The 24807-nt window shown below is 39.2% G+C and carries 34 protein-coding genes; 1 reads left to right on the top strand and 33 read right to left on the bottom strand.

Features of this window, described 5'->3' with window-relative positions:
* Positions 1-62: 62 nt before the first annotated feature.
* The 27 genes from rpsD to rplC form a co-directional block, all read right to left on the bottom strand.
* Positions 63-671 (bottom strand): 30S ribosomal protein S4, encoded by a 609-nt coding sequence (rpsD, locus tag B4Z90_RS06525; protein WP_046674886.1) that lies wholly within the window; start codon positions 669-671, stop codon positions 63-65.
* Between the two features lie 60 nt (positions 672-731).
* The gene (gene rpsK, locus B4Z90_RS06520; RefSeq protein ID WP_046674885.1) at positions 732-1121 is read right to left on the bottom strand and encodes a 30S ribosomal protein S11; all 390 of its coding nucleotides are present in this window, start codon (positions 1119-1121) and stop codon (positions 732-734) included.
* Between the two features lie 10 nt (positions 1122-1131).
* Complete coding sequence (gene rpsM, locus B4Z90_RS06515; protein ID WP_112373918.1) at positions 1132-1509, bottom strand: 30S ribosomal protein S13; 378 nt, start codon at positions 1507-1509, stop codon at positions 1132-1134.
* A gap of 30 nt (positions 1510-1539) precedes the next feature.
* Positions 1540-1656 carry a type B 50S ribosomal protein L36 gene (gene ykgO, locus B4Z90_RS06510; protein ID WP_013665024.1) on the bottom strand — a complete coding sequence of 39 codons (117 nt, stop codon included), beginning with the start codon at positions 1654-1656 and terminating at the stop codon, positions 1540-1542.
* 45 nt (positions 1657-1701) lie between these two features.
* Entirely contained in the window at positions 1702-1920 is a 219-nt protein-coding gene (gene infA, locus B4Z90_RS06505; protein WP_002997456.1) for a translation initiation factor IF-1, read from the bottom strand.
* 74 nt (positions 1921-1994) lie between these two features.
* Complete coding sequence (gene map, locus B4Z90_RS06500; protein WP_046674883.1) at positions 1995-2777, bottom strand: type I methionyl aminopeptidase; 783 nt, start codon at positions 2775-2777, stop codon at positions 1995-1997.
* A gap of 9 nt (positions 2778-2786) precedes the next feature.
* Entirely contained in the window at positions 2787-4124 is a 1338-nt protein-coding gene (gene secY / locus B4Z90_RS06495; protein WP_046674882.1) for a preprotein translocase subunit SecY, read from the bottom strand.
* Positions 4125-4127: 3 nt separating this feature from the next.
* Positions 4128-4574: a 50S ribosomal protein L15 gene (rplO, locus tag B4Z90_RS06490; RefSeq protein ID WP_046674881.1), complete on the bottom strand. Its 447-nt coding sequence runs from the start codon at positions 4572-4574 to the stop codon at positions 4128-4130.
* 119 nt (positions 4575-4693) lie between these two features.
* Positions 4694-4873: a 50S ribosomal protein L30 gene (rpmD, locus tag B4Z90_RS06485; protein WP_046674880.1), complete on the bottom strand. Its 180-nt coding sequence runs from the start codon at positions 4871-4873 to the stop codon at positions 4694-4696.
* Positions 4874-4878: 5 nt separating this feature from the next.
* Complete coding sequence (gene rpsE / locus B4Z90_RS06480; RefSeq protein ID WP_236560343.1) at positions 4879-5382, bottom strand: 30S ribosomal protein S5; 504 nt, start codon at positions 5380-5382, stop codon at positions 4879-4881.
* Between the two features lie 27 nt (positions 5383-5409).
* Positions 5410-5772, bottom strand: a complete 363-nt coding sequence (rplR, locus tag B4Z90_RS06475) for a 50S ribosomal protein L18 (protein WP_172462327.1) — start codon at positions 5770-5772, stop codon at positions 5410-5412.
* Complete coding sequence (gene rplF / locus B4Z90_RS06470; protein ID WP_088160090.1) at positions 5769-6323, bottom strand: 50S ribosomal protein L6; 555 nt, start codon at positions 6321-6323, stop codon at positions 5769-5771. The genes rplR and rplF overlap by 4 nt, the downstream gene beginning before the upstream one ends.
* 21 nt (positions 6324-6344) lie before the next feature.
* Positions 6345-6746, bottom strand: a complete 402-nt coding sequence (gene rpsH / locus B4Z90_RS06465; protein WP_223584601.1) for a 30S ribosomal protein S8 — start codon at positions 6744-6746, stop codon at positions 6345-6347.
* Between the two features lie 137 nt (positions 6747-6883).
* Complete coding sequence (gene rpsN, locus B4Z90_RS06460; protein ID WP_028071569.1) at positions 6884-7153, bottom strand: 30S ribosomal protein S14; 270 nt, start codon at positions 7151-7153, stop codon at positions 6884-6886.
* On the bottom strand, positions 7146-7715 hold the full coding sequence (gene rplE, locus B4Z90_RS06455) for a 50S ribosomal protein L5 (protein ID WP_046674875.1): 570 nt from the start codon (positions 7713-7715) through the stop codon (positions 7146-7148). Before rplE ends, rpsN begins: the two co-directional genes overlap by 8 nt.
* Complete coding sequence (rplX, locus tag B4Z90_RS06450) at positions 7715-8059, bottom strand: 50S ribosomal protein L24 (RefSeq protein ID WP_070570406.1); 345 nt, start codon at positions 8057-8059, stop codon at positions 7715-7717. Before rplX ends, rplE begins: the two co-directional genes overlap by 1 nt.
* A gap of 2 nt (positions 8060-8061) precedes the next feature.
* Entirely contained in the window at positions 8062-8430 is a 369-nt protein-coding gene (rplN, locus tag B4Z90_RS06445; protein WP_046674873.1) for a 50S ribosomal protein L14, read from the bottom strand.
* A gap of 1 nt (position 8431) precedes the next feature.
* Positions 8432-8686, bottom strand: a complete 255-nt coding sequence (rpsQ, locus tag B4Z90_RS06440; RefSeq protein ID WP_046674872.1) for a 30S ribosomal protein S17 — start codon at positions 8684-8686, stop codon at positions 8432-8434.
* A 14-nt stretch (positions 8687-8700) separates the two neighbouring features.
* Positions 8701-8919 (bottom strand): 50S ribosomal protein L29, encoded by a 219-nt coding sequence (gene rpmC / locus B4Z90_RS06435; protein ID WP_046674871.1) that lies wholly within the window; start codon positions 8917-8919, stop codon positions 8701-8703.
* A gap of 92 nt (positions 8920-9011) precedes the next feature.
* Entirely contained in the window at positions 9012-9434 is a 423-nt protein-coding gene (gene rplP / locus B4Z90_RS06430; RefSeq protein ID WP_046674870.1) for a 50S ribosomal protein L16, read from the bottom strand.
* 59 nt (positions 9435-9493) lie between these two features.
* A complete protein-coding gene (gene rpsC, locus B4Z90_RS06425) occupies positions 9494-10288 on the bottom strand; it encodes a 30S ribosomal protein S3 (RefSeq protein ID WP_046674869.1) in 795 nt (264 codons plus the stop codon).
* Between the two features lie 11 nt (positions 10289-10299).
* The gene (rplV, locus tag B4Z90_RS06420) at positions 10300-10734 is read right to left on the bottom strand and encodes a 50S ribosomal protein L22 (protein ID WP_046674868.1); all 435 of its coding nucleotides are present in this window, start codon (positions 10732-10734) and stop codon (positions 10300-10302) included.
* 6 nt (positions 10735-10740) lie between these two features.
* The gene (gene rpsS / locus B4Z90_RS06415; protein WP_002997495.1) at positions 10741-11007 is read right to left on the bottom strand and encodes a 30S ribosomal protein S19; all 267 of its coding nucleotides are present in this window, start codon (positions 11005-11007) and stop codon (positions 10741-10743) included.
* Positions 11007-11834: a 50S ribosomal protein L2 gene (gene rplB / locus B4Z90_RS06410; RefSeq protein ID WP_046674867.1), complete on the bottom strand. Its 828-nt coding sequence runs from the start codon at positions 11832-11834 to the stop codon at positions 11007-11009. Before rplB ends, rpsS begins: the two co-directional genes overlap by 1 nt.
* A gap of 6 nt (positions 11835-11840) precedes the next feature.
* Positions 11841-12131 carry a 50S ribosomal protein L23 gene (gene rplW / locus B4Z90_RS06405; RefSeq protein ID WP_046674866.1) on the bottom strand — a complete coding sequence of 97 codons (291 nt, stop codon included), beginning with the start codon at positions 12129-12131 and terminating at the stop codon, positions 11841-11843.
* A 1-nt stretch (position 12132) separates the two neighbouring features.
* Complete coding sequence (gene rplD, locus B4Z90_RS06400; RefSeq protein ID WP_046674865.1) at positions 12133-12762, bottom strand: 50S ribosomal protein L4; 630 nt, start codon at positions 12760-12762, stop codon at positions 12133-12135.
* A 5-nt stretch (positions 12763-12767) separates the two neighbouring features.
* Positions 12768-13385: a 50S ribosomal protein L3 gene (gene rplC / locus B4Z90_RS06395; RefSeq protein ID WP_104385215.1), complete on the bottom strand. Its 618-nt coding sequence runs from the start codon at positions 13383-13385 to the stop codon at positions 12768-12770.
* Between the two features lie 334 nt (positions 13386-13719).
* Here rplC and B4Z90_RS06390 point away from each other — a divergent pair, with 334 nt between their 5' ends.
* Complete coding sequence (locus tag B4Z90_RS06390; RefSeq protein WP_286754812.1) at positions 13720-14190, top strand: DinB family protein; 471 nt, start codon at positions 13720-13722, stop codon at positions 14188-14190.
* A 149-nt stretch (positions 14191-14339) separates the two neighbouring features.
* On the opposite strand, the gene B4Z90_RS06385 is transcribed toward B4Z90_RS06390, so the two are convergent.
* The 6 genes from B4Z90_RS06385 to B4Z90_RS06360 all read right to left on the bottom strand — a co-directional run bounded on the left by B4Z90_RS06385 (position 14340) and on the right by B4Z90_RS06360 (position 24780).
* Positions 14340-15293 carry a helix-turn-helix transcriptional regulator gene (locus B4Z90_RS06385; RefSeq protein WP_112373924.1) on the bottom strand — a complete coding sequence of 318 codons (954 nt, stop codon included), beginning with the start codon at positions 15291-15293 and terminating at the stop codon, positions 14340-14342.
* A gap of 341 nt (positions 15294-15634) precedes the next feature.
* Positions 15635-16099: a hypothetical protein gene (locus B4Z90_RS06380; protein WP_112373925.1), complete on the bottom strand. Its 465-nt coding sequence runs from the start codon at positions 16097-16099 to the stop codon at positions 15635-15637.
* Positions 16100-16689: 590 nt separating this feature from the next.
* Positions 16690-17964: a glycoside hydrolase family 88 protein gene (locus tag B4Z90_RS06375; RefSeq protein WP_286801605.1), complete on the bottom strand. Its 1275-nt coding sequence runs from the start codon at positions 17962-17964 to the stop codon at positions 16690-16692.
* A 41-nt stretch (positions 17965-18005) separates the two neighbouring features.
* A complete protein-coding gene (locus B4Z90_RS06370) occupies positions 18006-19271 on the bottom strand; it encodes a DUF2264 domain-containing protein (RefSeq protein ID WP_112373927.1) in 1266 nt (421 codons plus the stop codon).
* A gap of 186 nt (positions 19272-19457) precedes the next feature.
* The gene (locus B4Z90_RS06365; RefSeq protein WP_115047035.1) at positions 19458-21350 is read right to left on the bottom strand and encodes a RagB/SusD family nutrient uptake outer membrane protein; all 1893 of its coding nucleotides are present in this window, start codon (positions 21348-21350) and stop codon (positions 19458-19460) included.
* A 109-nt stretch (positions 21351-21459) separates the two neighbouring features.
* Entirely contained in the window at positions 21460-24780 is a 3321-nt protein-coding gene (locus B4Z90_RS06360) for a SusC/RagA family TonB-linked outer membrane protein (protein ID WP_286801603.1), read from the bottom strand.
* Between the last annotated feature and the right edge of the window lie 27 nt (positions 24781-24807).

The following is a 24807-nucleotide window of genomic DNA, read 5'->3' as shown; positions in this document are numbered from 1 at the left end:
TTGTAATACAATAGAAGATGCATACCCCAAAAATTGGACTATGCATTCTTCTATTTTATTTATTATTTAGAGTATAACTCAACGATTAAGTTCTCTTTAATGTTTTCAGGAATGTCAGCTCTTTCTGGATAGCTTAAGAAAGTACCTGTTAATTCTTTCGCATTCCACTCTAACCAAGAAAATTTATTTACAGTACGACCTGCAACTGAATTTGTGATGGCTTCAAGTGTTTGAGAACGTTCACGAACTGCTACAACGTCACCTGGACGCAAGCTATATGATGGAATGTTAACAACTTCGCCGTTAACAGTAACGTGTTTGTGGGATACCAACTGACGAGCAGCGGCACGAGAAGTAGCGATACCTAAGCGGTAAACTACGTTATCCAAGCGAGCTTCTAACAATTTCAAGAAGATCTCACCTGTAATACCTTGTTTAGAGGCAGCTTTAACAAATAAGTTTGAGAACTGACGCTCCAATACACCGTAAGTGTATTTTGCTTTTTGTTTTTCTAACAACTGAATAGCATATTCAGATTGTTTACCTCTGCGTTTAGAAGCTCCATGTTGTCCAGGAGGGTAATTTTTCTTTTCTAACGCTTTATCTGGGCCGAAGATCGGCTCTCTAAATTTACGGGCAATTTTGGACTTAGGTCCTGTATATCTAGCCATTTTCTTTTACAATTAAAGTATCTATCAGCCTATAGCCGATGAATCTTATCTTTAAATTAATTAAACTCTTCTGCGTTTTGGAGGACGACAACCGTTGTGAGGAAGTGGAGTGATATCTTTGATAGTAGTCACATCGATTCCTACTGTTTGCAATGTTCTGATTGCCGATTCACGACCAGCACCAGGTCCTTTAACAAACACTTCAACTTTACGTAAACCCAAATCGTGAGCAACTTTTCCACAGTCTTGTGCAGCCTGACCAGCAGCATATGGCGTGTTCTTTTTAGAACCACGGAAACCCATTTTACCAGCACTAGACCAAGAAATAGTTTGACCTTGATTATTCGTCAAAGTTACAATGATATTGTTAAACGTTGCGTTAATGTGAGCCTGACCTACAGGTTCGATAACAACGATACGCTTTTTTGCAGCTTTTTTAGTTTTAGCCATTTCTTATTTATTATTTAGTAGCTTTTTTCTTGTTTGCAACTGTCTTACGTTTACCTTTACGAGTACGTGAGTTGTTTTTAGTACGTTGACCACGAACTGGTAAGTGTTTACGGTGACGCAATCCACGGTAACAACCGATATCCATTAAACGTTTGATGTTTAATTGAATTTCAGAACGCAATGCACCTTCAACTTTCAATTCGTCGTTAATGATGGTACGAATTGCTGCCAATTGATCATCATTCCACTCTTGTACCTTCACATCTTCGCTGATACCAGCTTTTTCCAAGATATATTCAGCTCTTGTACGACCGATACCAAAAATATAGGTAAGGCCGATCACACCTCTTTTGTTTTTAGGTAAATCAATACCTGCTATCCTTGCCATATAATATTAAGCTATTATTTTTTTAATGAATTAACCCTGACGTTGTTTAAACTTTGGGTTCTTTTTGTTGATTACAAAAACTTTACCTTTACGACGGATGATCTTACAGTCCGCGCTACGTTTTTTTATTGATGCTCTTACTTTCATGATATTTATTTTTTCAAAAGCTTGCACTAATACAAGGGCTTACGACTATTTATAGCGATAAGTAATCCTTCCTTTAGTCAAATCATACGGAGACATTTCCAATTTAACTTTATCACCAGGTAAAATTTTGATATAGTGCATGCGCATTTTACCAGAAATATGGGCAATGATTTCATGTCCATTTTCCAACTCTACCCTAAACATAGCATTAGAAAGTGCCTCTCTAATTATACCGTCTTGTTCTATTGAGGCTTGTTTAGCCATATATTCTCGATTAAATTTAATTTAAAAGCCTGCGAACAGGAGTGCAAAGATAAATAAAAATAATTGAAAACCAACTACTTTTTGTTCAAAACTTTCTCTACATGTTCGAATGTCAGCAACACATCTGGTTCTCCTTTTCGGATTGCAACCATCTGTTCGAAGTGCGCCGATAATTTCCCATCCACTGTACTTACTGTCCAACCATCATCCCAAAAACGAACACCCGCACGCCCTGCATTGATCATCGGTTCGATACAAATAACCAAACCTTCTTCCAATTTAGGACCAGCACCTCGTTTTCCATAATTAGGAACCTCAGGTTTTTCATGTAAGTGATAACCAACTCCGTGTCCAACCAGCTCGCGCACAATTCCGAATCCGAATTTACTCACATACTCCTGAACAGCTGAAGAAATATCCCCAACACGTTTACCAGCCACCGCCTGTTCAACACCTTTGTACAATGATTCCTTTGTTACATCCAGTAACAACTGTGCTTCTTCAGATATTTCACCTACACCAAAGGTGTATGCTGAATCACTGATAAAACCATTCAAATTGACACCACCATCGACCGAAACAAGATCTCCATCTTTAATTTCATAATCACTTGGAAAGCCGTGTACAATTTGATCGTTGACAGATATACACAAAGAATATGGAAATCCCTGATAATTTAAGAACGCAGGCGTTCCGCCGTTATCATGAATATACTCATAAGCTAATTTATCAAGAGATATAGTCTTTACCCCAGGCTTAATCACTTTTGCGATTTCACCAAGCAATTGCGAAAGCACATCTGCTGACTTTCGCAATTGCTCTATATCTTCTGCTGACTTATAAAATACTTTAGACATCTAAAGAAATTAAATTGCCGAATGATCCATTCCCTCAACAGACGCGGCCGAACGACCTTTAATACGACCTGTTTTCATTAATCCATCGTAATGACGCATCAATAAATGAGATTCGATCTGTTGCAAAGTATCCAACACCACACCTACTAAAATCAATAATGACGTACCACCGTAGAAGTGCGCAAATTGATTGTTAATACCAAACAAACTTGCAATAGCAGGTAGAATAGCAATGATCGCTAAGAAAATTGCACCTGGAAATGTAATATTTGATATTACGCGGTCTATAAAATTACTAGTTTCCAATCCCGGTTTAATACCTGGTACAAAACCTCCGTTCTTCTTCATGTCGTCCGACATCTGTTGTGGGTTCACCATAATCGCTGTATAGAAAAACGTAAATGCGATAATTAACACCGCAAATGTCACGTTGTATGCAACAGAAGTATAGTTACTCAACGAAGTCAAAAATTCCGACTGAAGATTTGGGAAGAACTGTCCTAAACTCATTGGCACAAACATGATTGCCTGCGCAAAAATGATAGGCATTACACCTGCAGCATTTACCTTTAACGGTATATACTGACGTACTCCACCGACTTGCTTGTTTCCAACGATTTTCTTCGCGTATTGTACAGGGATCTTACGAACACCTTGTACGATCAAGATCGTAAAGATCACAACAAAGAACAAAGCTACAAATTCAAGCAACAATGGAATTGGACCACCACCACCTTTCGCCATTCTAGAAACCCATTCCGCAGTGATACCACTTGGCAATTGAGCGATAATACCAGTCATGATGATCAAAGAAATACCATTACCGATACCTTTATCCGTAATTTTCTCTCCTAACCACATCACAAATAAAGTACCGCCTGTCAAAACTATAGCAGTCAGAATAGTGAATAATGGGTCAGCTATTGTCTTAGCACTTGGCTCGATTTGAGTACGTACATAAGCAAAAGCTTGAAGCAAAGTAATCCCTAAAGTTAAATAGCGAGTAATTTGATTCATTTTTTGACGACCACTTTCCCCTTCCTTCTGCATCTTTTGGAAGTAAGGAACCGCGATGCCCAGCAATTGAACAACAATGGATGCCGAGATATATGGCATTACCCCTAAAGCAAAGATAGCCGAACGAGAGAATGATCCTCCCGCAAACATATCCAGTAAGCCCAATAAACCCTCTTTTTGACCAGAAGCCAAAGCATGAGGATTTACACCTGGTAATACCACGTGACATCCAATACGGTAAATCAAAAGAAAAAGTAAGGTATTTAGAATACGCGTACGTAAATCATCGATTTTCCAAATATTGGTTAAGGTTGTGATTAGTTTCTTCATTTATTAAATTTTAACGATAGAACCGCCTGCAGCTTCAATAGCTTTTTGAGCAGAAGCAGTAAACGCGTGCGCTGTTACTTCAACTTTAGCTTTCAACTCACCGCGACCCAAGATTTTAACTTTGTCATTTTTAGACACTAAACCATGAGCTTTCAATGCGTCGAAATCTACAGCTGTTAAATTGTATTTCTCGATCAACGCTTGTAAAGTATCTAAGTTTACACCATTATACTCAACACGGTTGATGTTTTTGAAACCAAATTTAGGCACACGACGTTGCAAAGGCATTTGACCACCTTCGAAACCGATTTTCGTAGAGTGACCTGAACGAGAACCAGCACCTTTGTGACCACGTGTTGAAGTACCACCACGACCAGAACCAGTACCACGGCCAATACGTTTGCTACTTTTTACTGCACCTTTTGCAGGTTTTAAATTACTTAAGTTCATTTTTAAACTAAATTGTGCTAGCCCTTCGCTCTCACTAAACAGGTACTAGCGATTAAAAAATAATGATTATTAATAACAAGTAATGGAAGAAGCCCAAAGACCTCTTCCATATGCTAATATTAAATAGTTTCGATAGCTACTAAATGGTTTACTTTACGTACCATTCCAATAATTGATGGAGTAGCTTCAACTTCTACTGAGTGGTTGATTCTTTTCAAACCCAATGCCTCAATAGTTTTCTTTTGGCGCTCGCTTCTGTCGATAACGCTCTTTATCTGGGTGATTTTGATTTTTGCCATGATAATTAACCGTTAAATACTTTATTCAAATCGACACCGCGGTGTTGTGCTACTGTATACGCATCACGCATATCTGCTAAAGCAGTTACAGTTGCTTTTACCACGTTGTGTGGGTTAGAAGAACCTAATGATTTAGCCAATACATCTTTGATACCAGCAGACTCCAATACTGCACGCATTGCACCACCTGCTAAAACTCCTGTACCACCTACAGCTGGTTTAATCAAAACTGAACCACCAGAATATTTACCATATTGTGCGTGCGGAACAGTACCTTTGATAATAGGAACTTTTACCAAATTTTTCTTTGCGTCATCGATACCTTTCGTGATTGCTTCAGTTACCTCTTTAGCTTTACCTAAACCGTAACCAACGATACCGTTTTCATCACCTACTACAACAATTGCAGAGAAGCTGAAAGTACGACCACCTTTAGTAACTTTAGCTACACGTTGGATACTTACTAAGCGATCTTTTAATTCAATTTCGCTTGATTTTACTCTTTTTATATTGCTTAATGCCATTTCTTTCTATGATTAAAAGTCTAAACCGCCTTCGCGAGCACCTTCAGCCAAAGATTTGATACGGCCATGGTATAAGTACCCATTACGGTCAAAAACTACTTTATTAATACCTGCTGCTAATGCTTTTTCAGCCACCAATTTACCTACAGCTTTAGATTGATCAACCTTGTTACCAGATGCAACAAACTCTTTTGACAAGCTAGATGCAGCAACTAATGTTTTGCCTGCATTGTCATCAATGATTTGCGCATAGATACCTTTGTTACTTCTAAAAACCGATAAACGTGGACGTTCAGACGTTCCAGCAAGGTTTTTTCTGATTCCTTTTTTGATTCTCTCTCTACGAGATGCTTTTTGTCCTGCCATGATTATTATTTTTTAGCTGATTTACCTGCTTTTCTTCTCAATACTTCACCTGCAAACTTGACACCTTTTCCTTTGTAAGGTTCTGGTTTACGGAAGCCACGGATTTTAGCCGCTACCTGACCGATCAATTGTTTGTCAGCACACTCTAAAGTGATTGTAGGGTTTTTACCTTTGTCAGCAGTAGTTGATACTTTAACCTCGTTTGGCAATACAAAAACAATCTGGTGAGAGAAACCTAAAGTTAACTCTAATACATTACCAGTACTTGAAGCACGGTAACCTACACCGACTAACTCTTGCGTAGTTTTGTAACCTTCAGTCACACCGTGAACCATGTTAGCCAACAGGGAACGGTATAGACCGTGTAATGCTTTGTGTTTCTTTTGATCAGTTGGACGTGTTACAACGATATTACCCTCTTCTTGAGCAATCGTGATGTCACGGTCAACTTGTTGTGTTAATTCGCCTTTAGGACCTTTTACTGAAACTAAGTTTTTGTCCGAAATAGTAACAGTTACCCCAGCAGGGATAGCGATAGGCGCTTTTCCAATTCTTGACATTTCTTTGTGCTTTTACCTAGATTAATAAACGTAACATAAAACTTCACCACCAACATTTTGAAGTCTAGCTTCCTTATCTGTCATTACACCTTTCGATGTTGACAAGATAGCAATACCTAAACCGTTCAAAACACGAGGCATAGTATCAACGCTTGCATACTTTCTTAAACCAGGTTTACTCACACGTGTCAACGTACGAATAGCCGGAATTTTGCTAATTGGATTATATTTCAATGCGATTTTGATCGTACCCTGTACGCCATTCTCATCGAATTTGTAATTAGCAATGTAACCTTTGTCAAAAAGAACTTTAGTGATCTCTTTTTTTAGGTTCGATGCAGGAATTTCAACAACCCTGTGGTTGGCCTTGATGGCATTCCTTACTCGTGTAAGGTAATCCGCAATTGGATCTGTAGTCATTATATATGAAAATTTGTGACAGCGGTTTCCCTCCCAACCATTGGTATGGGACCTTCTATCTGTTAAACAATTTTAAAATGCAAAAACCCCGGCAATCCTCAGTTGAATTGCCCGGGCAAAATTAAGTATTTTTTTTTTAATTACCAAGAAGCTTTTTTCACCCCTGGGATTTTGCCATCTAAAGCCATCTCACGGAATGTTACACGAGAGATACCGAATTGACGCATATATCCTTTAGGACGACCAGTCAATTTACAACGATTGTGTAAACGTACTGGAGAAGCATTTTTAGGCAATTTATCTAATGCAACGTAATCGCCAGCAGCTTTTAATTCTGCACGTTTTGCCGCATATTTAGCTACCAATTTAGCGCGTTTTACTTCGCGTGCTTTTAATCCTTCTTTAGCCATTGTTATTAGTATTTTGATTTTTAAATGGTAAACCGAATTGTTTCAACAATTCTAAAGCCTCAACATCATTTTGAGCAGAAGTCACGAAAGTGATGTCCATACCTTGGATCTTGTTGATTTTGTCAATGTTGATCTCAGGGAAAATGATTTGCTCAGTGATACCTAAGTTATAGTTACCACGTCCGTCAAAGCCTTTATCGTTGATACCGCGGAAGTCACGAATACGTGGAAGCGATACTGCTACCAAACGGTCCAAGAACTCAAACATATTGTTGTCACGTAAAGTAACACGTGCCCCTACAGGCATACCTTTACGTAATTTAAAGTTTGAAATATCTTTTTTCGATTTTGTAGCAACGGCTTGTTGACCTGTGATTAAAGTCAACTCAGCGATAGCGTTATCGATTAATTTTTTGTCAGCTGTTGCAGCTCCTACGCCTTGTGAAACAACGATTTTCTCAAGTTTAGGAACCTGCATAATACTTTTATACTGAAATTTTTCTTGAAGTGCTTTACGGATTTCCTCCGCATATTTCACTTTTAATCTTGGTACGTAAGTCATTATTTAATTTCCTCCCCTGATTTTTTAGCGTAACGAACTAATTTACCATCTGCATTTAACTTACGACCTACACGTGTAGTTGCACCTGTTTTAGGATCGATAACAGCTAAATTAGAGATGTGAATACCAGCTTCTTTCTCAATGATACCACCATTAGGATTAGCTGCACTTGGTTTAGTGTGTTTTTTTACGATGTTAGCGCCCTCAACGATAGCTCTATTTTTATCCACTAAAACAGTTAATACTTTTCCTTGAACACCTTTAGAGTTACCAGCGATAACTTTCACTAAATCACCTTTTTTAATTTTGATTTTGTGCGTAGTTGTTTTTGTTTTCTGTGCCATAATTATAAAACCTCCGGTGCTAATGATACAATTTTCATGAACTGCTTCTCACGCAACTCTCTAGCAACAGGGCCAAAGATACGTGTACCACGTGGTTCATCATTATTATTTAATAATACAGCGGCGTTATCATCGAAACGGATGTATGAACCATCTTTACGACGGATTTCCTTTTTCGTTCTAACCACTACTGCTTTAGAAACGGAACCTTTTTTCACGTTTCCTGAAGGCATAGCGCTTTTCACCGATACAACAATCTTATCTCCGATTGATGCATAACGCTTGCGCGTACCGCCCAATACACGGATTACTAAAACTTGTTTAGCACCGCTATTGTCAGCTACATTAAGTCTTGATTCTTGTTGTACCATGTTATTTAGCTCTTTCTATAATTTCTACTAATCTCCAGTTTTTTGTTTTACTCAGCGGACGAGTTTCCATAATTAATACCGTATCGCCGATACCGCAGGTATTAGTTTCGTCATGAGCTTTAAATTTAGTAGTTTTTTTAACGAACTTACCATAGATCGGGTGTTTCACTTTACGTTCCACTGATACCACGATAGACTTGTCCATCTTGTTGCTAACTACTAAGCCGATTCTTGTTTTTCTTAAATTTCTTTCCATTTCGACTTTAAATTTTACGCCTCAGAGGCTGTTTCATTTTTAGCTGCAGCTTTGCGTGCACTGATCTCTGTACTGATACGAGCGATAGTTTTGCGTGCTGCTTTGATCACGTTAGGGTTCTCAATAGCTGAAACAGCATGTGCAAATTTCAATTTTGTAAGGGCTGTTTTCTCTTCTACAAGACGAGCTTTTAAGTCCTCATTAGATAATTCTAAAATTTCTGAATTTTTCATGTTTTTTCAGTTGTTATTTGGGTTATCATCGCTTTATATATAGCGTTAGGGGTAACGGCCCTAACGCTTAAATGATGACATTACCAAGATTTTTATGCTTCAACGTAGTCTCTACGAATCACAAACTTAGTTTGAACCGGAAGTTTTTGAGCTGCAAGGCGTAAAGCTTCTTTGGCAATTTCCAAAGGCACACCTTCTGCTTCAAATAACATACGGCCTGGGCGTACTACTGCTACCCAGTATTCTGGAGCACCCTTACCTTTACCCATACGTACCTCTGCAGGTTTTTTCGTAACAGGTTTGTCAGGGAAAATACGAATCCAAACTTGACCTTCACGTTTCATATAACGTGTAACCGCAATACGAGCTGCCTCGATTTGACGACTAGTGATCCATGCTTGCTCCATTGTTTTGATACCGAAAGAACCGAAAGCTAACTCCGCTCCACGAGAAGCGTTACCTTTCATGCGGCCTTTCTGCATCTTTCTGAACTTCGTTCTTTTTGGCTGTAACATGTTCGTATACTTTTTAAATCTGCTTTTTCAGCAGGTTTTTGTTGTAATCTAAATAACTATTAATCTTTTTTCGGACCACGGTTGCTTCCACCACGGTTGTTTCCACCACGGTTGTTTCCACCGCGACCACCTTTGTTGTTACGGTTGTCACGACGTTCGCCACCACCTTCGTGGTTGCCACGTGATTTTACACCAGATGCTTGACCAATGTTTGGAGATAAGTCACGTTTACCGTAAACTTCACCTTTACAGATCCAAACTTTGATACCAATTTTACCGTATGTAGTCAATGCTTCAGCTAAAGCGTAGTCGATATCAGCACGCAATGTGTGTAAAGGAGTTCTTCCTTCTTTGTATTGTTCAGTACGCGCCATTTCAGCACCACCTAAACGACCAGAACACATGATTTTGATACCTTCTGCACCCATACGCATGGTAGAAGCGATTGAAGTTTTCATTGCACGACGGAATGAAATACGCGCCTCTAATTGTTTAGCGACACCTTCAGCTACTAACTTAGCATCTAACTCAGGGCGTTTGATCTCGAAAATGTTGATTTGAACATCCTTTTTAGTCAGTTTTTTCAACTCTTCTTTGATCTTGTCAACTTCTTGACCACCTTTACCGATAACGATACCTGGACGAGCAGTGTGAATTGTAACAGTGATACGTTTTAAAGTTCTTTCGATAACAACTTTAGCTACACCACCTTTTGCAATACGAACAGAAAGATATTTTCTGATTTTTTCGTCTTCAACTAATTTATCGGAATAGTTTTTACCTCCGAACCAGTTAGAATCCCAACCTTTGATGATTCCTAATCTGCTACCTATTGGATTTGCTTTTTGTCCCATTTCTCAATAAATTAGTTTTGTTCAACGTTTAATTTGCTATCAACTACCAACGTAACGTGATTTGAACGTTTACGAACTCTGTATCCGCGACCTTGAGGAGCCGGACGCAATCTTTTCAATTGACGACCACCACCTACTGATACTTCTTTTACATATAGTTCGCTTTCTTCCACTGATTTACCTTCGTTTTTGGCTTCCCAGTTTTTGATTGCAGATAATAATAATTTTTCTACACGAGCAGCAGCTTCTTTACTTGAGTGTTTCAAAATGTAAATTGCATTTTCAACACGTTGACCGCGAATTAAGTCTACCACCAAACGCATCTTACGAGGCGAAGTCGGGCAGTTCAATAATTTGGCATCCGAAGCTCCTCCTTGTTGAGCTTTCTCTTGCTCTTTACGTTGTCTAATTAAGACAGACTTTTTAAGTTTTTTTGTTGCTTCCATTACCTATTATTTTTTCTTTTCTGCGTGGCCTCTGAATGTACGCGTAGGCGCGAATTCACCAAGCTTGTGACCTACCATATTCTCTGTTACATAAACAGGGATAAATTTATTCCCGTTGTGCACTGCGAAGGTATGGCCAACAAAATCAGGTGAAATCATTGATCTACGAGACCATGTTTTGATAACTGACTTTTTGTTAGTTTCATTCATAGAAAGAACTTTTCTTTCTAAGTTGTGATCGATATAAGGACCTTTTTTAATTGAACGAGCCATTATTTTTTCCTTCTCTCAATGATGTAACGATTCGATGTTTTCTTCTTGTAACGTGTTTTGAAGCCTTTAGCTAATACACCTGTACGTGAGCGTGGGTGACCTCCTGAAGTACGGCCTTCACCACCACCCATAGGGTGATCTACTGGGTTCATCGCAACACCACGAACTCTTGGACGACGACCTAACCAACGTTTGCGACCTGCTTTACCTAACACTTGGTTAGATCTTTCATGGTTCGATACTGAACCAATTGTAGCAACACAAGTCAATAAGATCATACGTGTTTCGCTCGAAGGCAATTTGATGATGGCATATTTACCATCACGAGCAGACAATTGAGCATAAGTACCAGCCGAACGAGCAATTGAACCACCTTGACCAGGATTTAATTCAATGTTGTGGATGATAGAACCCAATGGAATGTTTGCTAATGGTAATGTATTACCAACTTCTGGGGCAACTTTATCACCTGCGATTACAGTTTGACCAACTACTAAACCAGCTGGAGCAAGGATGTAACGTTTTTCACCATCAGCGTAATGCAACAAGGCAATACGAGCAGTACGATTTGGATCGTACTCGATAGTAGCTACTTTTGCAGGGATATCTTTTTTATCGCGTTTGAAATCAATTAATCGGTATACTTTTTTATGTCCCCCACCGAGATAACGCATAGTCATTTTACCGGAGTTATTACGACCGCCTGATTTCTTGTTGATTTTTACTACTAACGATTTTTCAGGAACGTTTGTAGTAACATCAGAGTAGTCAGCGCCTACTCTAAAACGAGTACCAGGGGTTACCGGTTTGAATCTTTTAACTGCCATTTTGTATTATATAGTACTGTAAAAGTCAATAGTTTCGCCGTCTTTAATCGTAATGACAGCCTTTTTATACTTAGGAGCTCTACCAGATACGAAACCTGCTTTTGTGTAACGGCTTTTTGCTTTACCAGCTACTACTGCAGTGTTTACAGCAAGAACTGTAACACCAAACATAGCCTCAACAGCTGCTTTAATCTGGATTTTGTTTGCTCTGTGATCTACTTTGAAAGCGTAACGGTTTAATTTTTCCGTTAACAAAGAAGCTTTCTCAGTCAAGATAGGTTTTTTAATAATTTCCATATTACTTAGCTAATGCTTCCTCCAAAGTTTTAACAGAATCTGTAGTCAACAATAATTTTGTTGCGTTCAATACATCATATGTATTTAAATCAGCTGCAACAATAACTTTTGCTTTTTTCAAGTTTCTGCTTGATTTATAAACAATCTCATCGTAAGCTGGTAATACCAACAATGTTTTCTCATCAGCTACGTTCAACGCATTTATTAAAGCAACATAGTTTTTAGTTTTGATAGCATCGAATTTTACTTCATCCAATACCACAATGTTATTATCTTTTGCTTTGTAAGATAACGCTGATTTACGTGCTACTTGTTTCAATTTTTTGTTCAATTTGAACGAGTAGTCACGAGGTTGAGGACCGAATACACGACCACCACCATTAAACAATGGAGATTTGATAGAACCCGCACGAGCACCACCAGTACCTTTTTGTTTGTGTAATTTACGAGTAGAACCCGCGATTTCGTTACGTTGTTTAGATTTGTGAGTTCCTTGGCGTTGGTTCGCTAAGTATTGTTTCACATCCAAATAGATCGCATGATCGTTAGGCTCTAACCCAAATACCGACTCAGGAAGTTGCACCTTGGCACCTGTTTCTTTACCTGATAAATTTAAAACTTTAACTTCCATCTCTACTATTTGTCTACGATTACATAAGAACCTTTAGCTCCTGGAATGGAACCACTAACAACGATAAGGTTTTGCTCAGCGTAAACTTTCAACACCTGTAAGTTTTGAACTTTAACTCTGTCACCACCTGTACGACCAGCCATGCGCATACCTTTGAATACGCGTGAAGGCCATGATGAAGCACCTAATGAACCTGGAGCACGTAATCTGTTGTGCTGACCGTGAGTCGCACCACCTACACCACCAAATCCATGACGTTTCATTACACCTTGGAAACCTTTACCTTTTGAAGTACCAACTACATCTACGAATTCGCCTTCCTCGAAAAGTGTAACGTCAACTACGTCACCAAGTTGTTTTGCATCTGGGAAAGTTTTAAACTCTACCAACTTACGCTTAGGCGTTGTGTTTGCTTTCGCAAAGTGCCCTTTCAAAGGAGCTGTCGTGTTTTTCTCCTTAGCTTCGTCGAAACCAAGTTGAATTGCCGAGTAGCCATCCTTTTCTTCCGTACGTATCTGCGTAACCACGCACGGCCCGGCCTGAATCACTGTACAAGGAATATTTTTCCCATCAGCGTTAAACAGGCTCGTCATTCCTACTTTTTTTCCAATAATACCTGACATGTTGTAAATTAATTAATTAAAAGTCCTTCGAAGCAGTAGGGCTTCGCTCAAGACATACTATTCCCATTAAGGGACTGCAAAGTTACAAACATTTTTATAACTGTCAAATAATTAGTGAATTATTTTTTTTTATTTTCTACTTCTTTTAAAACCACTCCCCTATTTTTACGATTTGTCCTTTCAAGATTCCTTACATCGAATAATGCCCCAAAAAAAATAAAATTAGCACCCAAATCCATACTGCCATACAGCTGTCATAAGTTGCGCTAATTTTGAACTGTCATACAACACGTCAGGTGATGTATCGCTTACTAAAATTTTAAATACAAAAATCATGAAAACAGAAATCATTTCGAAGAACGAGCTACTTCAACATTGGCTAGGCCATAGAAACCTAACAAGACAGACTATTGAAAAATTTCCAGAAGAAGGATTGTTCAATTACAAGGTAGAAGGCATGCGCACTTTTGCAGATATGATTAAGGAGCTACTGGGTATTGCTGTTCCAGGTCTCCAGGAAATTGTCAACAACAAAAGTGGCAAACTCAACGAGAATCTCAGTTATTCGACCAAAGCACAATTACTGCAGGCTTGGGATGAAGCTACTCCTCAGATCAGTGAACTGTTCAATCAAATTTCAGAAGAACGTTTTGCCGAAGAGTTCAATTTATTTGGACAATACAAATCCCCCATTATCCATAGCATATTTTATTTTATTGACAACGAGATCCACCATCGTGGTCAAGCTTTTGTCTATTTACGCTTACTGGGTATCCAACCACCATTTTTTTGGGAAAGGGGTTAATAACTGATACAGACAACGGAAGTTTTCTCCTGACATGGATCAAAAACTTTTTAGTACAATTTACAGTTTAACTTGTTCGGCATCCTCCCTTTCCGCCGAACAAGTTTTTCCTTTACCATAGTAAAGAATCCTGATTACTTCATTTACAGCTAAACTTGCTCCAAAGCAGATGAAAGCAAACCTCTGACAACATCTTTTAGCGATTCGGGTTCAATTATGCGACCTTTATCCGCAAACATCAGATACCAGCGCGCAAACCCATTCTCCATATTCATGCAGTCAAAATGCATTTCCACATAGTTATCGGTTACAATTTCTTCTTGGAAACCAAAATAGTGACGATCCCACTCCATATACCTAGCCATTTCTTTATCCACTTGCACCACCACTTTGGTTGTCGGCACTTCATGCCGCTTACTCAGAAAGAAAGATAGTTCGGGATGCTCTTTTCCAAAATCTTCAGCAAGTATTCTAATATTGTTTATCCTATCCAAGCGGAATTGCCTATAATCTTGTCGCAATCTACAAAAAGCAAGTACATACCAAAACTTGCTCTCCACAAAAATACCCACAGCTTCGATTTCACGCCTTTCTGGAGTTTTATCGGAAGGTTTGGAATAATAGATTTCCACACATTTCTTTGCTGCGATGCTTTCGATCAGAATATTGGTGCCATGGGTTAGCTTCTCATTGAATTGATGACGCCCACCGCGCACCAGAAAGTTATCCCCAACTAAGGCTACCTGTTCTTTTTCGTTGCCCCGTAATATAGCTTTCATTTTCAGCAATGCCGTGGTAAAATGATGAGCAAGATTCCGGTCTGTATATTTTTCAACTAATTTCTCTGCTGCGACAAAACTCAATGCCTCTTCCCTTGTAAATTGCAAAGGTGGCATCTTATATCCCTCCACCAAAGAATAACCGCTTCCCGCTTCACCATAAATAGGTACCCCTGCCTGCATCAGGGAACGAATATCTCTATATATGGTACGCTGACTCACTTCATATCGTTCTGCCAACGCTGCAGCTGTCACAACAGGTTTAGCTTGCAGATGCATATAAATAGCGAGTATACGGTCAAATCTCTTCTGGATATCGGTCATAGGGATAAAGATACAAAATCTAGGCTTTAACGCTACAAAAGTTAAGTTTGAGCACTCCTGTTAAGGAAAACAATAAATTAATAGGATTTTATTAAATAACAGGGAGTTAATAGGGACTTTATACGGACTTAATAGGGACCTCATTCGGATGAAAGCGTATAATATCCGATTTATCTACGGATAATATTTATTTAAAATCTGTACTAATCAAAAAGGCACCTCCACCTCTGTTTTATATGGGATAGAACCGACGCTATGTTTCAAGATATAGCCCCCTGCTTCCTTAAAATAGCTGCCCCAATGAAGACATTGAGACAGCAACATTAATTATTATGTGTATCTTAATTGCTTCCGACATCTAATGATGTACAGCCAGTATCGCTCAAATAGACATTTTCGAAAGTGTAATATTGTCCGGAGCCCGAATGACCGCAACTCATCGCATACCACATTGTTAACCAACTAGGGCAACTTGCATAAATATCATAATTTCCACTTTGAATATTAACGGGATAGGAAAGCGTATTCGCAGGGACTACAACATGCTGTGTGGTTCCTCCTGGAAAATTCCCACTAAAGGTCAAATAAATAGGGGAATTACTAAAGTTATACACATAAAAGTCGAATGTGCTACTTAGTGTTTTAATATTCGTTTTGGTATTTTTTTTTGCACCAACGTTTTCTGTAGAAATTACATTTCGTTTATTAGATAGTTTTATAGCTGGTACACTCAAATCTCTAGCTTGAACGAACAAACCGGTGACAATAAATAACGCAAAGGCTATTACAAATGATTTTTTTAACATAATTCAAAAGTGTTTATAAATAATTGACTATTTCAATAAGCTTTTTTTGAGATATAGCTTATCAACAATTGGCTTCTGCCTTAACTAAATCATAAGTGACCTCCTTTCTTTTAGATAAATTGACTAAAGTTTCTCAATCCTTAGCGAATGATGCCTCATCGTTAATAATTATGGTCGAAAAATCCATGGCGCATCGCATTAAAAAATCTTCCGTAAAAAAATAGGTTTACTATCTATAAATCCGTCCAAATGATTACTTAACCAAAGTGTACTAGTTTGAAATACAAAAACTTACCGACCTCTAAAAAAACACTAATCAGTGCAATTTCAATAAATCTGACTTTACTTTGTTCTTTTCATTCTTTATTAGATTTATGCTATTGGTAACTTATAAACGGAGCGGTATAGATCTGACAATTCGAGTGACAGATCTCGCTAAATATGATGTGTCTATCGCGACTATTATAACAGGAGATGATCCAATGAAAATATGGGGTTGGTTGGAACGGCATTTTTCCGGGTGCACGAACGGCTAAAACTGTCCCTAAAACAACACTCATTTTAGGAACAGTTTAAAGGTCCCTTATCGCCTATTGTTTAATCACTTTCTCGCCATCAAGCAATCGATTATACCGCACCAATGCTTCTACATAATAGTAATCGGCATAGGTTAAAGGCACATCTACCTCTGTTTTATGTGGAATAGAACCGACGCTATGTTTCAAGATATATCCCCCTGCTTCTTTATAATCTGCTTTGTAGGGTTTAGATGATAAAGACCGCAACATCTGCTCGGCCTTTGAAATATAGAGCTGGCTTTCACTACCTGTTGTGTATTGTGCCAATTCCAGCAAAGCCGAGGCCGTTACTGAAGCTGTCGACACATCGCGAAGATCTTTTTGGCTATAATATTTACTGTCCGGTGTAAGCTTGTTTTGGTCCATATCCCAATAGGGAATTAGATCTTTTGGAAGGTTGGGATGATTCAGATAAAACTGCGCAATATGCCGCGCTTGCTCCAAATATTTCTTGTCGCCGGTCTCACGGTACATCATCGTATAACCATAAAGTCCCCAAGACTGTCCCCTAGCCCATGCAGACTCGTCAAAAGCACCTTGGGCAGTCTTTCTCGAAATAATACGTCCATCTTTTGGATTGTAATCCACGACATGATAGGAACTATAATCTTTTCGATAGTGATTGACCATTGTTGTATTTGCATGCGTTATAGCGATATCACGATAGCGCTTATCACCTGTCATCTTGGAAACTTCCGTCAAAAACTCCAGGTTCATCATATTGTCGATGATTACCGGATAGGTCCAAGGCTGCCCATCCCAGTTTTTTCCACCGTCCCATGAACGGATAGTTTTGGGTGCTTCGTGAAAGCGTGTTGCCAACGAGGCTGCTCCAGTACTTAAAATTTCCTTATATGCAGCCGAATCTCCCGTCAAGCGTAACGCATTCCCAAAGCTGCAGTACAACATAAAGCCCAAATCATGTGTTCCCTTGTTGTTCTTTTCCTTCTCGAGTTCTTTTAATTTGCTTTTTGCTTCCGTCAAAAGTTTTTCATCCTTGGTATACTCGTATAAGTATAACACTGTACCGGGATAAAAGCCCGAGCACCACCAACTTGAACCCCAATTCACATATTTACCATCTTTATACGTCGTCGGCATATCCGATTCATTGATCGATGCGGCAAGGTAGGCGATTTGTTTATGTGCATCTTCCAAATTTGTGCGAACAAATTCTTTGTCAAGTCCCAATTTCACTGCTCCTAGGTCTCGCTGACTGGAACAGGAAATTCCCTGCATTCCTAGCCCGATCATTAAAGCTCCCGTAATATAGTGTTGTATCTTCATTTTATCCAATCCTTAATCTTTTGCTTTTTATTCTTTTTCGTTTAATAACTTACATAATAGTCTTTGGGAAATTGCTCAGCATTCCAGCATTTTTGGGAGGTCCATGGTTGTGGAGCACAGGTCCAGAACTCGTCGTTTGCTGGTAGTCCTAATGGCAAAAACGACAAGGAAGCTACATACATTGAACCTGCATTTGTATAATAATCTGCGAGATTGGATTGTTTATCACCCACCACGCCCATACGTAGCCATCCAGATGGCGCAAAGGTTTTGTCAATATAAATATGTCGAAGTATAGTCGTCAACGCTGCCCTGACCTGACCCTTCGAGATGTCTTCGGGCAACTTATTTTCTAGAGCAACTGTTGCTAGCGGCTGAAAAGCAGCATTCTTATAAGTTGATGAACGGCCAACGACAACATAATGGCCTTCTGGGGAAATCATGCGTTCCAAATGATGCGCATAACGCTGCATCCGTTTGTATGCCCGCTCATACATCTCTTTGTATTTTCCACCCGCTGGGATATTATGACGCAGCGACTCAACCTGCATGCAATGGATTACGTACCCGTTGTAGTGATCAAAACTAAAATGGGCGCCATCGCTATACCAGCCATCTCCCACATACCATTCCTGATCAAATTTATTGACGGCATAATCGATCTTTTCTCGCGCACATTCCTCACCTATGCTGTAAAGAAATGTTTCTGTCATTGCAGCAAACAGCAGCCAATTGCTCTCATTCGGCTTAATCTTACGCAGCAGTTTAAACTCTTCGACCACTCTTTTCTTTGTAATTGGGTCCAATGGTTCCCATAAAGCTTTTGGAGCTCTCAGAAAAGCCAGCGCAAGATGTGCTGCATCTACGAGTGTTTGAGACGACGGACCTCGCCAGGTAAAATAATCCGGTGATTTAGGATCTACACCATACTGTATACCGAGTAATGCTTGATCGCGTAATTTTTTTCGCAATTTTCCTTCCTCAGTGACGTCATCCGGTAATGCCAACCAGGGTGCCATTCCTGCCAGCAAACGTCCAAACGCTTCTAGGTATCCGACTCCAGGGTCCCTACTATCAAAAGTCGGGCTCACCTCCATCGGCATATTTTTACGCCACTGCTGCTTGCTGATATTACCTAATATTGGAGCAGCCATCTTATGTAAGACAGATACCCAATAGGCGCGATCGTTTTCGTTAACGCTTGTCTTATTGTCCAAACTGCTTGCCTCTGCTTTTATTGGTAGAGACGCAGTTAATGCGCCAACTCCAGCTCCGCCTAACAATTTTAATAGGAATCTTCTCTTCATTCGATAATGGTTTATAAATTAATGTGAGCTTGATAATGCTGCACAAAACATTAAAAATCTTTAATTTAACCTAAAAAAACAAACCTAAATAAATCAATCGCTCTAGCAAACGATTGCATGAGCGATTGATAACAGCTTTTTTACAAAATCATCATGAGATTTTAAATTTAGTTGAAACGTTTTTTATTAATATACCCAGCCTGGTGTTGGCTTCAAATTTTTATTTAACTCTATTTCAGATTTTGGGACTGGCCAGGTGTACCATTGGTCACCTATCCATTCATAAGTGGTACCGCCCGTATTTTCTGTACCACCCCAAGCATGTTGTGCAAATTTTTCGTTGAACTTTGTCTCTTTCAGTGTTTTCCAACGCATTTCATCAAAAAAGTTAACTCCCTCACCAATTAATTCCCGACGCCGCTCGTCTCGTACATAATTACGTGCTTTGCTTTGATCTGAAAAAGAGGAGGCCATTGTTGGAATTCCAACCCGATCTCTGACCTGTTTTACTTTTGCCATAGCACCAGGTAAATCATTCATCTCGACTAACGCTTCTGCCCACATCAACAAAACATCTGCATAACGAATAATAGGCTCGTCTACTGGGTTTTGCTCACGACGAGCGTATTCTAAACCTTCCCCCACAAACTTGCGATGGATATACTTAAACTCAGCCTGTGCATTGGCGCTTCCCGAAGTATAATAAGTACTAGGTAAACTACTATTCAAATTAGGCTCAGCTCCAGATTGGTCCACATAGTATTTACCAGTGACCGGGAATCTATAGGTATACATACCTGCAGTAGTGGAATTGCTGTTTACTCCCTGGAAAGATGCATAAGGAGTTACCACGTTATACGCTAAACGTGGATCCCTATTTGCGTAAGCTGCTTTAAGGCGTGCTTCATTCCCTTCTGGTAGGTAAAACGCCCGCGCAGTACTATTCAATTTATTCAATTCTGTATTGATTACCGTGGTAACAGTAGAATGGACATCATTTCCGTTAACTTTTTGATCCCGGATAAAAAAGACTTTTCTATTGGGAGCTCCTAAAGCATTTACCGTATTCCATTCAGGAATATAGTCTGACCAACTAAAAGGACGTACGGTAGTTCCATCAATTATTTCTTCATACAAATTAACCAAAGCTGGGGTCACTTGGAGATCTGTCCAACATCCCCGGCTATCTTTTGCCCCCTGTTGAAATGCGGCGGTATACTTCTGTACGGCCGAACCGTATCCTGAAGGTTCCTCTATATATTGAACGCTCAAAATCATCTCTTCACAACGTTCATTGGCAACTTTAAATAATTGCTTATAATTTGAGAAAAGTTTGTAGCCGCTCTCCCCAACTTTCGCAAAATCAGCAACTGCCTGATCGTATTTTTTTGTCATAAGATAAGCACGGCCACGTAGTGCATAAGCAGCACCTTTACTTACACGTCCTTCACCTTGGATTTGATTGTTTGGCAAAGCACTCTCATTGATTGCATCAGTTAAATCCTTAATAATAAGCGCCCAAACTTCCTCTTCAGAACTCTGTCCTTTGTTACCTTCTGCAGGACTAATAGGCTCGGTGTAAATAGGAACACCTAAACCATTCCGACCATACAGCTCATTGAGTCGCATGTAAAAGAAGGCTCTTAATACTTTACATTCCGCTACTAATTTGTTCTTTTTTTCCTGAGCCATCATGGCATCGGGTATATGAACAATTGCATCGTTAGCGCGATGTACGCCATCATACAACCATTTCCATTGGAATGAAAAATAGGAATTACTTGGATTCACGGCGCTGGAGAAAAGGTTATTTAAGTTATATTCACCTTGACCAGTCATACCGAATGCCTCATAAGCATAATACCCAATATTTGCAGATGTTCCTACAATTCCGTCACTTCTTACTGGACGTTGTAATGAATAGTAAACACCTATTACCCCTTGATCAACCAACGTTTCCGTTGACCACATTGTTCCCGAAGATATTTTGTCATTAGGTGCAAGGTCCAATATTTTCGTACAAGACGATAAAGAACTTGCTATACCAATTGCTATGACAGATTTTAATATTTTTTTCATCTCTATTTCTATTTTATTTGACTAAACAGAGTTTAAGATTAAGATGCTAGTCTAAGTCTTACTCTATTGAAAACTTCAAATTAACTTATCCTGCTGTTCTGAGATTAAGTTAAAAAGTTACCGATACCCCGGCGGAATATAGCTTCGCGATGGGATAAACAATCAATGAACCACCTAATTCCGGGTCCACTCCTGGAAAGTCTTTATGTTTAAATGTCAACAGATTTTCTCCTGTTACAAATACCCTTAAGTCTTTAATTTTAGCTTGATTAATCCATTTTTTAGGAAATGTATACCCCAACTGCAAAGACTTTAACTTTAAATACGAGGTATTGTACAAATAGAATGTATTAGCCTGCATGATTGAACTTGAAGAAAGCAAACGTGGGTATTTACCATTTATATTTGCATTTGGATCTGTAGCTGGATCATAATTATCATAATCGCTATTTGCTCTTACTGCATCATAAGAATAGTATTTGGTCCAGGCATCTGCTGGCAATTGATCTCCTGTATTCGCTAAGATTGATCCATTGGATCCACGCTCATTAATATAATGATAAGAGCCGACACGTCCCGCCAAAAGCATGTTTAGATCAAAACCCTTGTAAGCTGCTGTCAGATTTAAGCCAAACACAAATTTGGCAACAGAAGACTTCCCTGTGAATTCACGGTCATCATCATTACCGTATTTACCATCACCGTTCGCATCCGCCATAAGCATTTGTCCATACCATATATTTGCTGCACCAGGCCCAACCGTATTATTATTAAAAGAATAATTTGCAGCAATCATAGATTTCACCCACTCCAGATCAGCTTTAGTACGGATCATTCCGTCTGTGGGTCCACCATTTGGATCTACACTTCCGTCAGATTTCATATAGGTTCCAGTTCCCGCATAAGGCCTTCTTAAAAACCACTCGTCAAGCATATGTTGTTCCACACGACGCTCATTCCCTCCTGTAGATACATCGGCTAAATTCGTATAGCGCCAAGTTGGATTACCCCATATATCGAGAGTGGATGGATCTTGCTCATACTTTAATGTGCCTTTAAAACCTGAAACTCTGTTCATGTTATAGGAAATATTACCATTTACTCCATATCTAAACTCTCCAATTTTATCGTTCCAACCTAGATTAAGTTCTATCCCTTTATTATTCATTGAAGCAGTATTGGACATAGGGGCATTGATATTACCCATTGTCAAATAAATAATAGCTGCAGTTAAGATATCAGAAGTCTTTCGGGAATACATATCAGCCTCGACACTCAAACGGCGATTTAAGAAACTGGCTTCCAACCCAAGATTGTATGTCGTTAGCTTCTCCCATGATAAACTAAGATTTTGGATAGTTTGCTGAATAACCCCATTAGCGACCGACTCGTTAAATACATTATTCACTTTCTGATAAAGAGTCTGCCAATCGTAATTTCCACTTATTGTATTCCCTAAGGTTCCATAAGACCCTCTAAGCTTTAAGTAATTAACTGTTGTTTTAGCCGGATCAAAAAAACGTTCGTTACTGATCACCCAACCTGCCGAGAAAGAAGGAAAAAATCCGGTGCGATGTCCCGGAGCAAACTTAGATGACGCATCCGAACGAAAGTTTCCTTCAAACAAATATTTACCATCGTAGGCATAATTTACCCGGCCAAAATAAGAAATCATTGCGTTCTCCGCCTTTGCATCACCTCCAATTGATTCCATTGTCGCACCTGAAGTTATATCCGTTACGTCCCAGTCTAATAAGCCCCTTTTTGTAGCATTAAACCCGCTTGTCTTTGAATAATATTGCTCGTATCCTACTAATCCGCCAACATCATGTTTCCCAAAAGTATGTGCATAGCGTAATAATGCATTCGCTGTATAACTGGAAGATTTATAAGAGTATCTATAAGTCGTTGCTTGGTCTAAATTTCCTATCCCCTCTTTAGGCTTCTCAAAGCTTTCTCTAAAACTATACCTAGGCAAGTTTTGGGAATAATTTTCATCCTCACGCATATAATCACTATAGTTAAAGCGAGCTTCTGCAATAATCCCTTTCCAAAGATCCGCGTTAGCATACCACGTACTATTGATACGTGTATAGTTGTTTTCCCCTCCATTTGACGCTACCTGTTGCAGAATATTATCCTTATTTGTTGTATTAGGATCTTCACTAGCACCATATTTCCCCTGATAAATGGGGGTCATGCCTGGGAAAGCCTGCAACAAATAGGTCATTGAAGTGCTACCTGGTTGCTTATACTCCTTTGTTGCATAGGTTTGTGTACCAAAAGTAATTCTATCCGCAATTTTTGTTTCCAAATTGGTACGAATATTAAATCTTTTCATTCCAGTATTTGCCAACGTTCCAGGATTATTTTGGTATCCAGCGGACATGAGATAAGAAGATTTATCACTACCTCCAGTTACTGAGACACCATATCGCTGATAATATTGTGGTTGAAAAAGAACCTGTGCCCAATCTGTATTTGGATATGCCAACCAGTTCGGAATACTATTTCCTGTCACAGGATTAGTATAGATACCATTAGGATCCCCATTCGCTTTACGCCAATCTTCAATGGTTGACAGTGTATAATCGGGAGATGTCGAAGTTGGGTTAGCATTTACCTTAGCAATATTATGTAGCTCCATCCAATCCGCTGTATTTGACATAAACTTCAAATCAGTTTGCGCTTGTTCACGTGCATACAATGCATTGAATGCTATTTTAGGCGCTTCACCTTTCTTCCCTTTTTTAGTGGTCACGAGAATTACACCATTTGCTGCACGAGATCCATAAATCGCTGCCGAAGCCGCATCTTTCAAAATGGAAATGTTCTCGATATCATCTGTATTTAATGGAACCATATCGGCCACAGCACCATCCACAAGGATCAGAGGGTTATTATTATTGAAAGATCCTGTACCACGAATACGAATCGAAACATCCTCGCTTCCAGGATTACCATTTCCTTGCGTAACACGAATACCAGGAGCCGTTCCGCCTAAGGCCGCCGCAAGGTTCATAATAGGTCTATTGGTAAGCTTATCTGCACCAACAGTAGCGACAGATCCAGTCAAATTGACTTTTTTCTGTGTGCCATATCCTACAACCACGACTTCATCAAGTGCTGAAGTATTTTTTTCTAGACTAACATTAATTATCGAACGCCCTTTAGAATTGACTTCTTGATCCTGATAACCAATGTATGAAATCAGTATGATAGTATTTTCTGGGACAGAGATGGTATACTGACCCGTCTCATTAGTAGAAGTAGAGATCTTTCCACCCTTTTCTCGAATCGTTACACCCGCTAAAGGTGCACCTTGACTGTCTGTAATCCGCCCCGTAATCGAAATTTTCTGCTGTGCCATACTCGCACCCACAGTAAACATCATCATAGCAGACAGTCCAACTTTGTAAAACTTTGCCATACTTTAGGAAATTAGCTTTATAATAAA

Source organism: Sphingobacterium sp. UBA5639, assembly GCF_002421245.1.
In the GTDB taxonomy this organism is placed as follows: Bacteria; Bacteroidota; Bacteroidia; order Sphingobacteriales; family Sphingobacteriaceae; genus Sphingobacterium; species Sphingobacterium multivorum.
This window is presented reverse-complemented; position numbering and strand designations above follow the sequence as displayed.

Excerpts from the sequence above, each read along its gene's own strand:
- rplO (WP_046674881.1), bottom strand. The coding sequence starts at position 4,574 with ATGAACTTAAGTAATTTAAAACCTGCAAAAGGTGCAGTAAAAAGTAGC.
- rplC (WP_104385215.1), bottom strand. The coding sequence starts at position 13,385 with ATGTCAGGTATTATTGGAAAAAAAGTAGGAATGACGAGCCTGTTTAAC.
- rplX (WP_070570406.1), bottom strand. The coding sequence starts at position 8,059 with ATGGCACAGAAAACAAAAACAACTACGCACAAAATCAAAATTAAAAAA.
- rpsC (WP_046674869.1), bottom strand. The coding sequence starts at position 10,288 with ATGGGACAAAAAGCAAATCCAATAGGTAGCAGATTAGGAATCATCAAA.
- rplE (WP_046674875.1), bottom strand. The coding sequence starts at position 7,715 with ATGACTTACGTACCAAGATTAAAAGTGAAATATGCGGAGGAAATCCGT.
- B4Z90_RS06370 (WP_112373927.1), bottom strand. The coding sequence starts at position 19,271 with ATGAAGAGAAGATTCCTATTAAAATTGTTAGGCGGAGCTGGAGTTGGC.
- rpsM (WP_112373918.1), bottom strand. The coding sequence starts at position 1,509 with ATGGCAAGGATAGCAGGTATTGATTTACCTAAAAACAAAAGAGGTGTG.
- B4Z90_RS06365 (WP_115047035.1), bottom strand. The coding sequence starts at position 21,350 with ATGAAAAAAATATTAAAATCTGTCATAGCAATTGGTATAGCAAGTTCT.
- rplN (WP_046674873.1), bottom strand. The coding sequence starts at position 8,430 with ATGGTACAACAAGAATCAAGACTTAATGTAGCTGACAATAGCGGTGCT.
- rpsK (WP_046674885.1), bottom strand. The coding sequence starts at position 1,121 with ATGGCTAAAACTAAAAAAGCTGCAAAAAAGCGTATCGTTGTTATCGAA.
- B4Z90_RS06375 (WP_286801605.1), bottom strand. The coding sequence starts at position 17,964 with ATGAAGATACAACACTATATTACGGGAGCTTTAATGATCGGGCTAGGA.
- rpsN (WP_028071569.1), bottom strand. The coding sequence starts at position 7,153 with ATGGCTAAAGAAGGATTAAAAGCACGCGAAGTAAAACGCGCTAAATTG.
- rplF (WP_088160090.1), bottom strand. The coding sequence starts at position 6,323 with ATGTCAAGAATTGGAAAAGCGCCTATCGCTATCCCTGCTGGGGTAACT.
- rplP (WP_046674870.1), bottom strand. The coding sequence starts at position 9,434 with ATGTTACAGCCAAAAAGAACGAAGTTCAGAAAGATGCAGAAAGGCCGC.
- rplW (WP_046674866.1), bottom strand. The coding sequence starts at position 12,131 with ATGGAAATTATTAAAAAACCTATCTTGACTGAGAAAGCTTCTTTGTTA.
- infA (WP_002997456.1), bottom strand. The coding sequence starts at position 1,920 with ATGGCTAAACAAGCCTCAATAGAACAAGACGGTATAATTAGAGAGGCA.
- B4Z90_RS06390 (WP_286754812.1), top strand. The coding sequence starts at position 13,720 with ATGAAAACAGAAATCATTTCGAAGAACGAGCTACTTCAACATTGGCTA.
- B4Z90_RS06380 (WP_112373925.1), bottom strand. The coding sequence starts at position 16,099 with ATGTTAAAAAAATCATTTGTAATAGCCTTTGCGTTATTTATTGTCACC.
- rplB (WP_046674867.1), bottom strand. The coding sequence starts at position 11,834 with ATGGCAGTTAAAAGATTCAAACCGGTAACCCCTGGTACTCGTTTTAGA.
- ykgO (WP_013665024.1), bottom strand. The coding sequence starts at position 1,656 with ATGAAAGTAAGAGCATCAATAAAAAAACGTAGCGCGGACTGTAAGATC.
- rplD (WP_046674865.1), bottom strand. The coding sequence starts at position 12,762 with ATGGAAGTTAAAGTTTTAAATTTATCAGGTAAAGAAACAGGTGCCAAG.
- rpmD (WP_046674880.1), bottom strand. The coding sequence starts at position 4,873 with ATGGCAAAAATCAAAATCACCCAGATAAAGAGCGTTATCGACAGAAGC.
- rplV (WP_046674868.1), bottom strand. The coding sequence starts at position 10,734 with ATGGAAGCAACAAAAAAACTTAAAAAGTCTGTCTTAATTAGACAACGT.
- rpsD (WP_046674886.1), bottom strand. The coding sequence starts at position 671 with ATGGCTAGATATACAGGACCTAAGTCCAAAATTGCCCGTAAATTTAGA.
- rpsQ (WP_046674872.1), bottom strand. The coding sequence starts at position 8,686 with ATGGAAAGAAATTTAAGAAAAACAAGAATCGGCTTAGTAGTTAGCAAC.
- secY (WP_046674882.1), bottom strand. The coding sequence starts at position 4,124 with ATGAAGAAACTAATCACAACCTTAACCAATATTTGGAAAATCGATGAT.
- B4Z90_RS06385 (WP_112373924.1), bottom strand. The coding sequence starts at position 15,293 with ATGACCGATATCCAGAAGAGATTTGACCGTATACTCGCTATTTATATG.
- rpmC (WP_046674871.1), bottom strand. The coding sequence starts at position 8,919 with ATGAAAAATTCAGAAATTTTAGAATTATCTAATGAGGACTTAAAAGCT.
- map (WP_046674883.1), bottom strand. The coding sequence starts at position 2,777 with ATGTCTAAAGTATTTTATAAGTCAGCAGAAGATATAGAGCAATTGCGA.
- B4Z90_RS06360 (WP_286801603.1), bottom strand. The coding sequence starts at position 24,780 with ATGGCAAAGTTTTACAAAGTTGGACTGTCTGCTATGATGATGTTTACT.
- rpsS (WP_002997495.1), bottom strand. The coding sequence starts at position 11,007 with ATGGCTCGTTCAATTAAAAAAGGTCCTTATATCGATCACAACTTAGAA.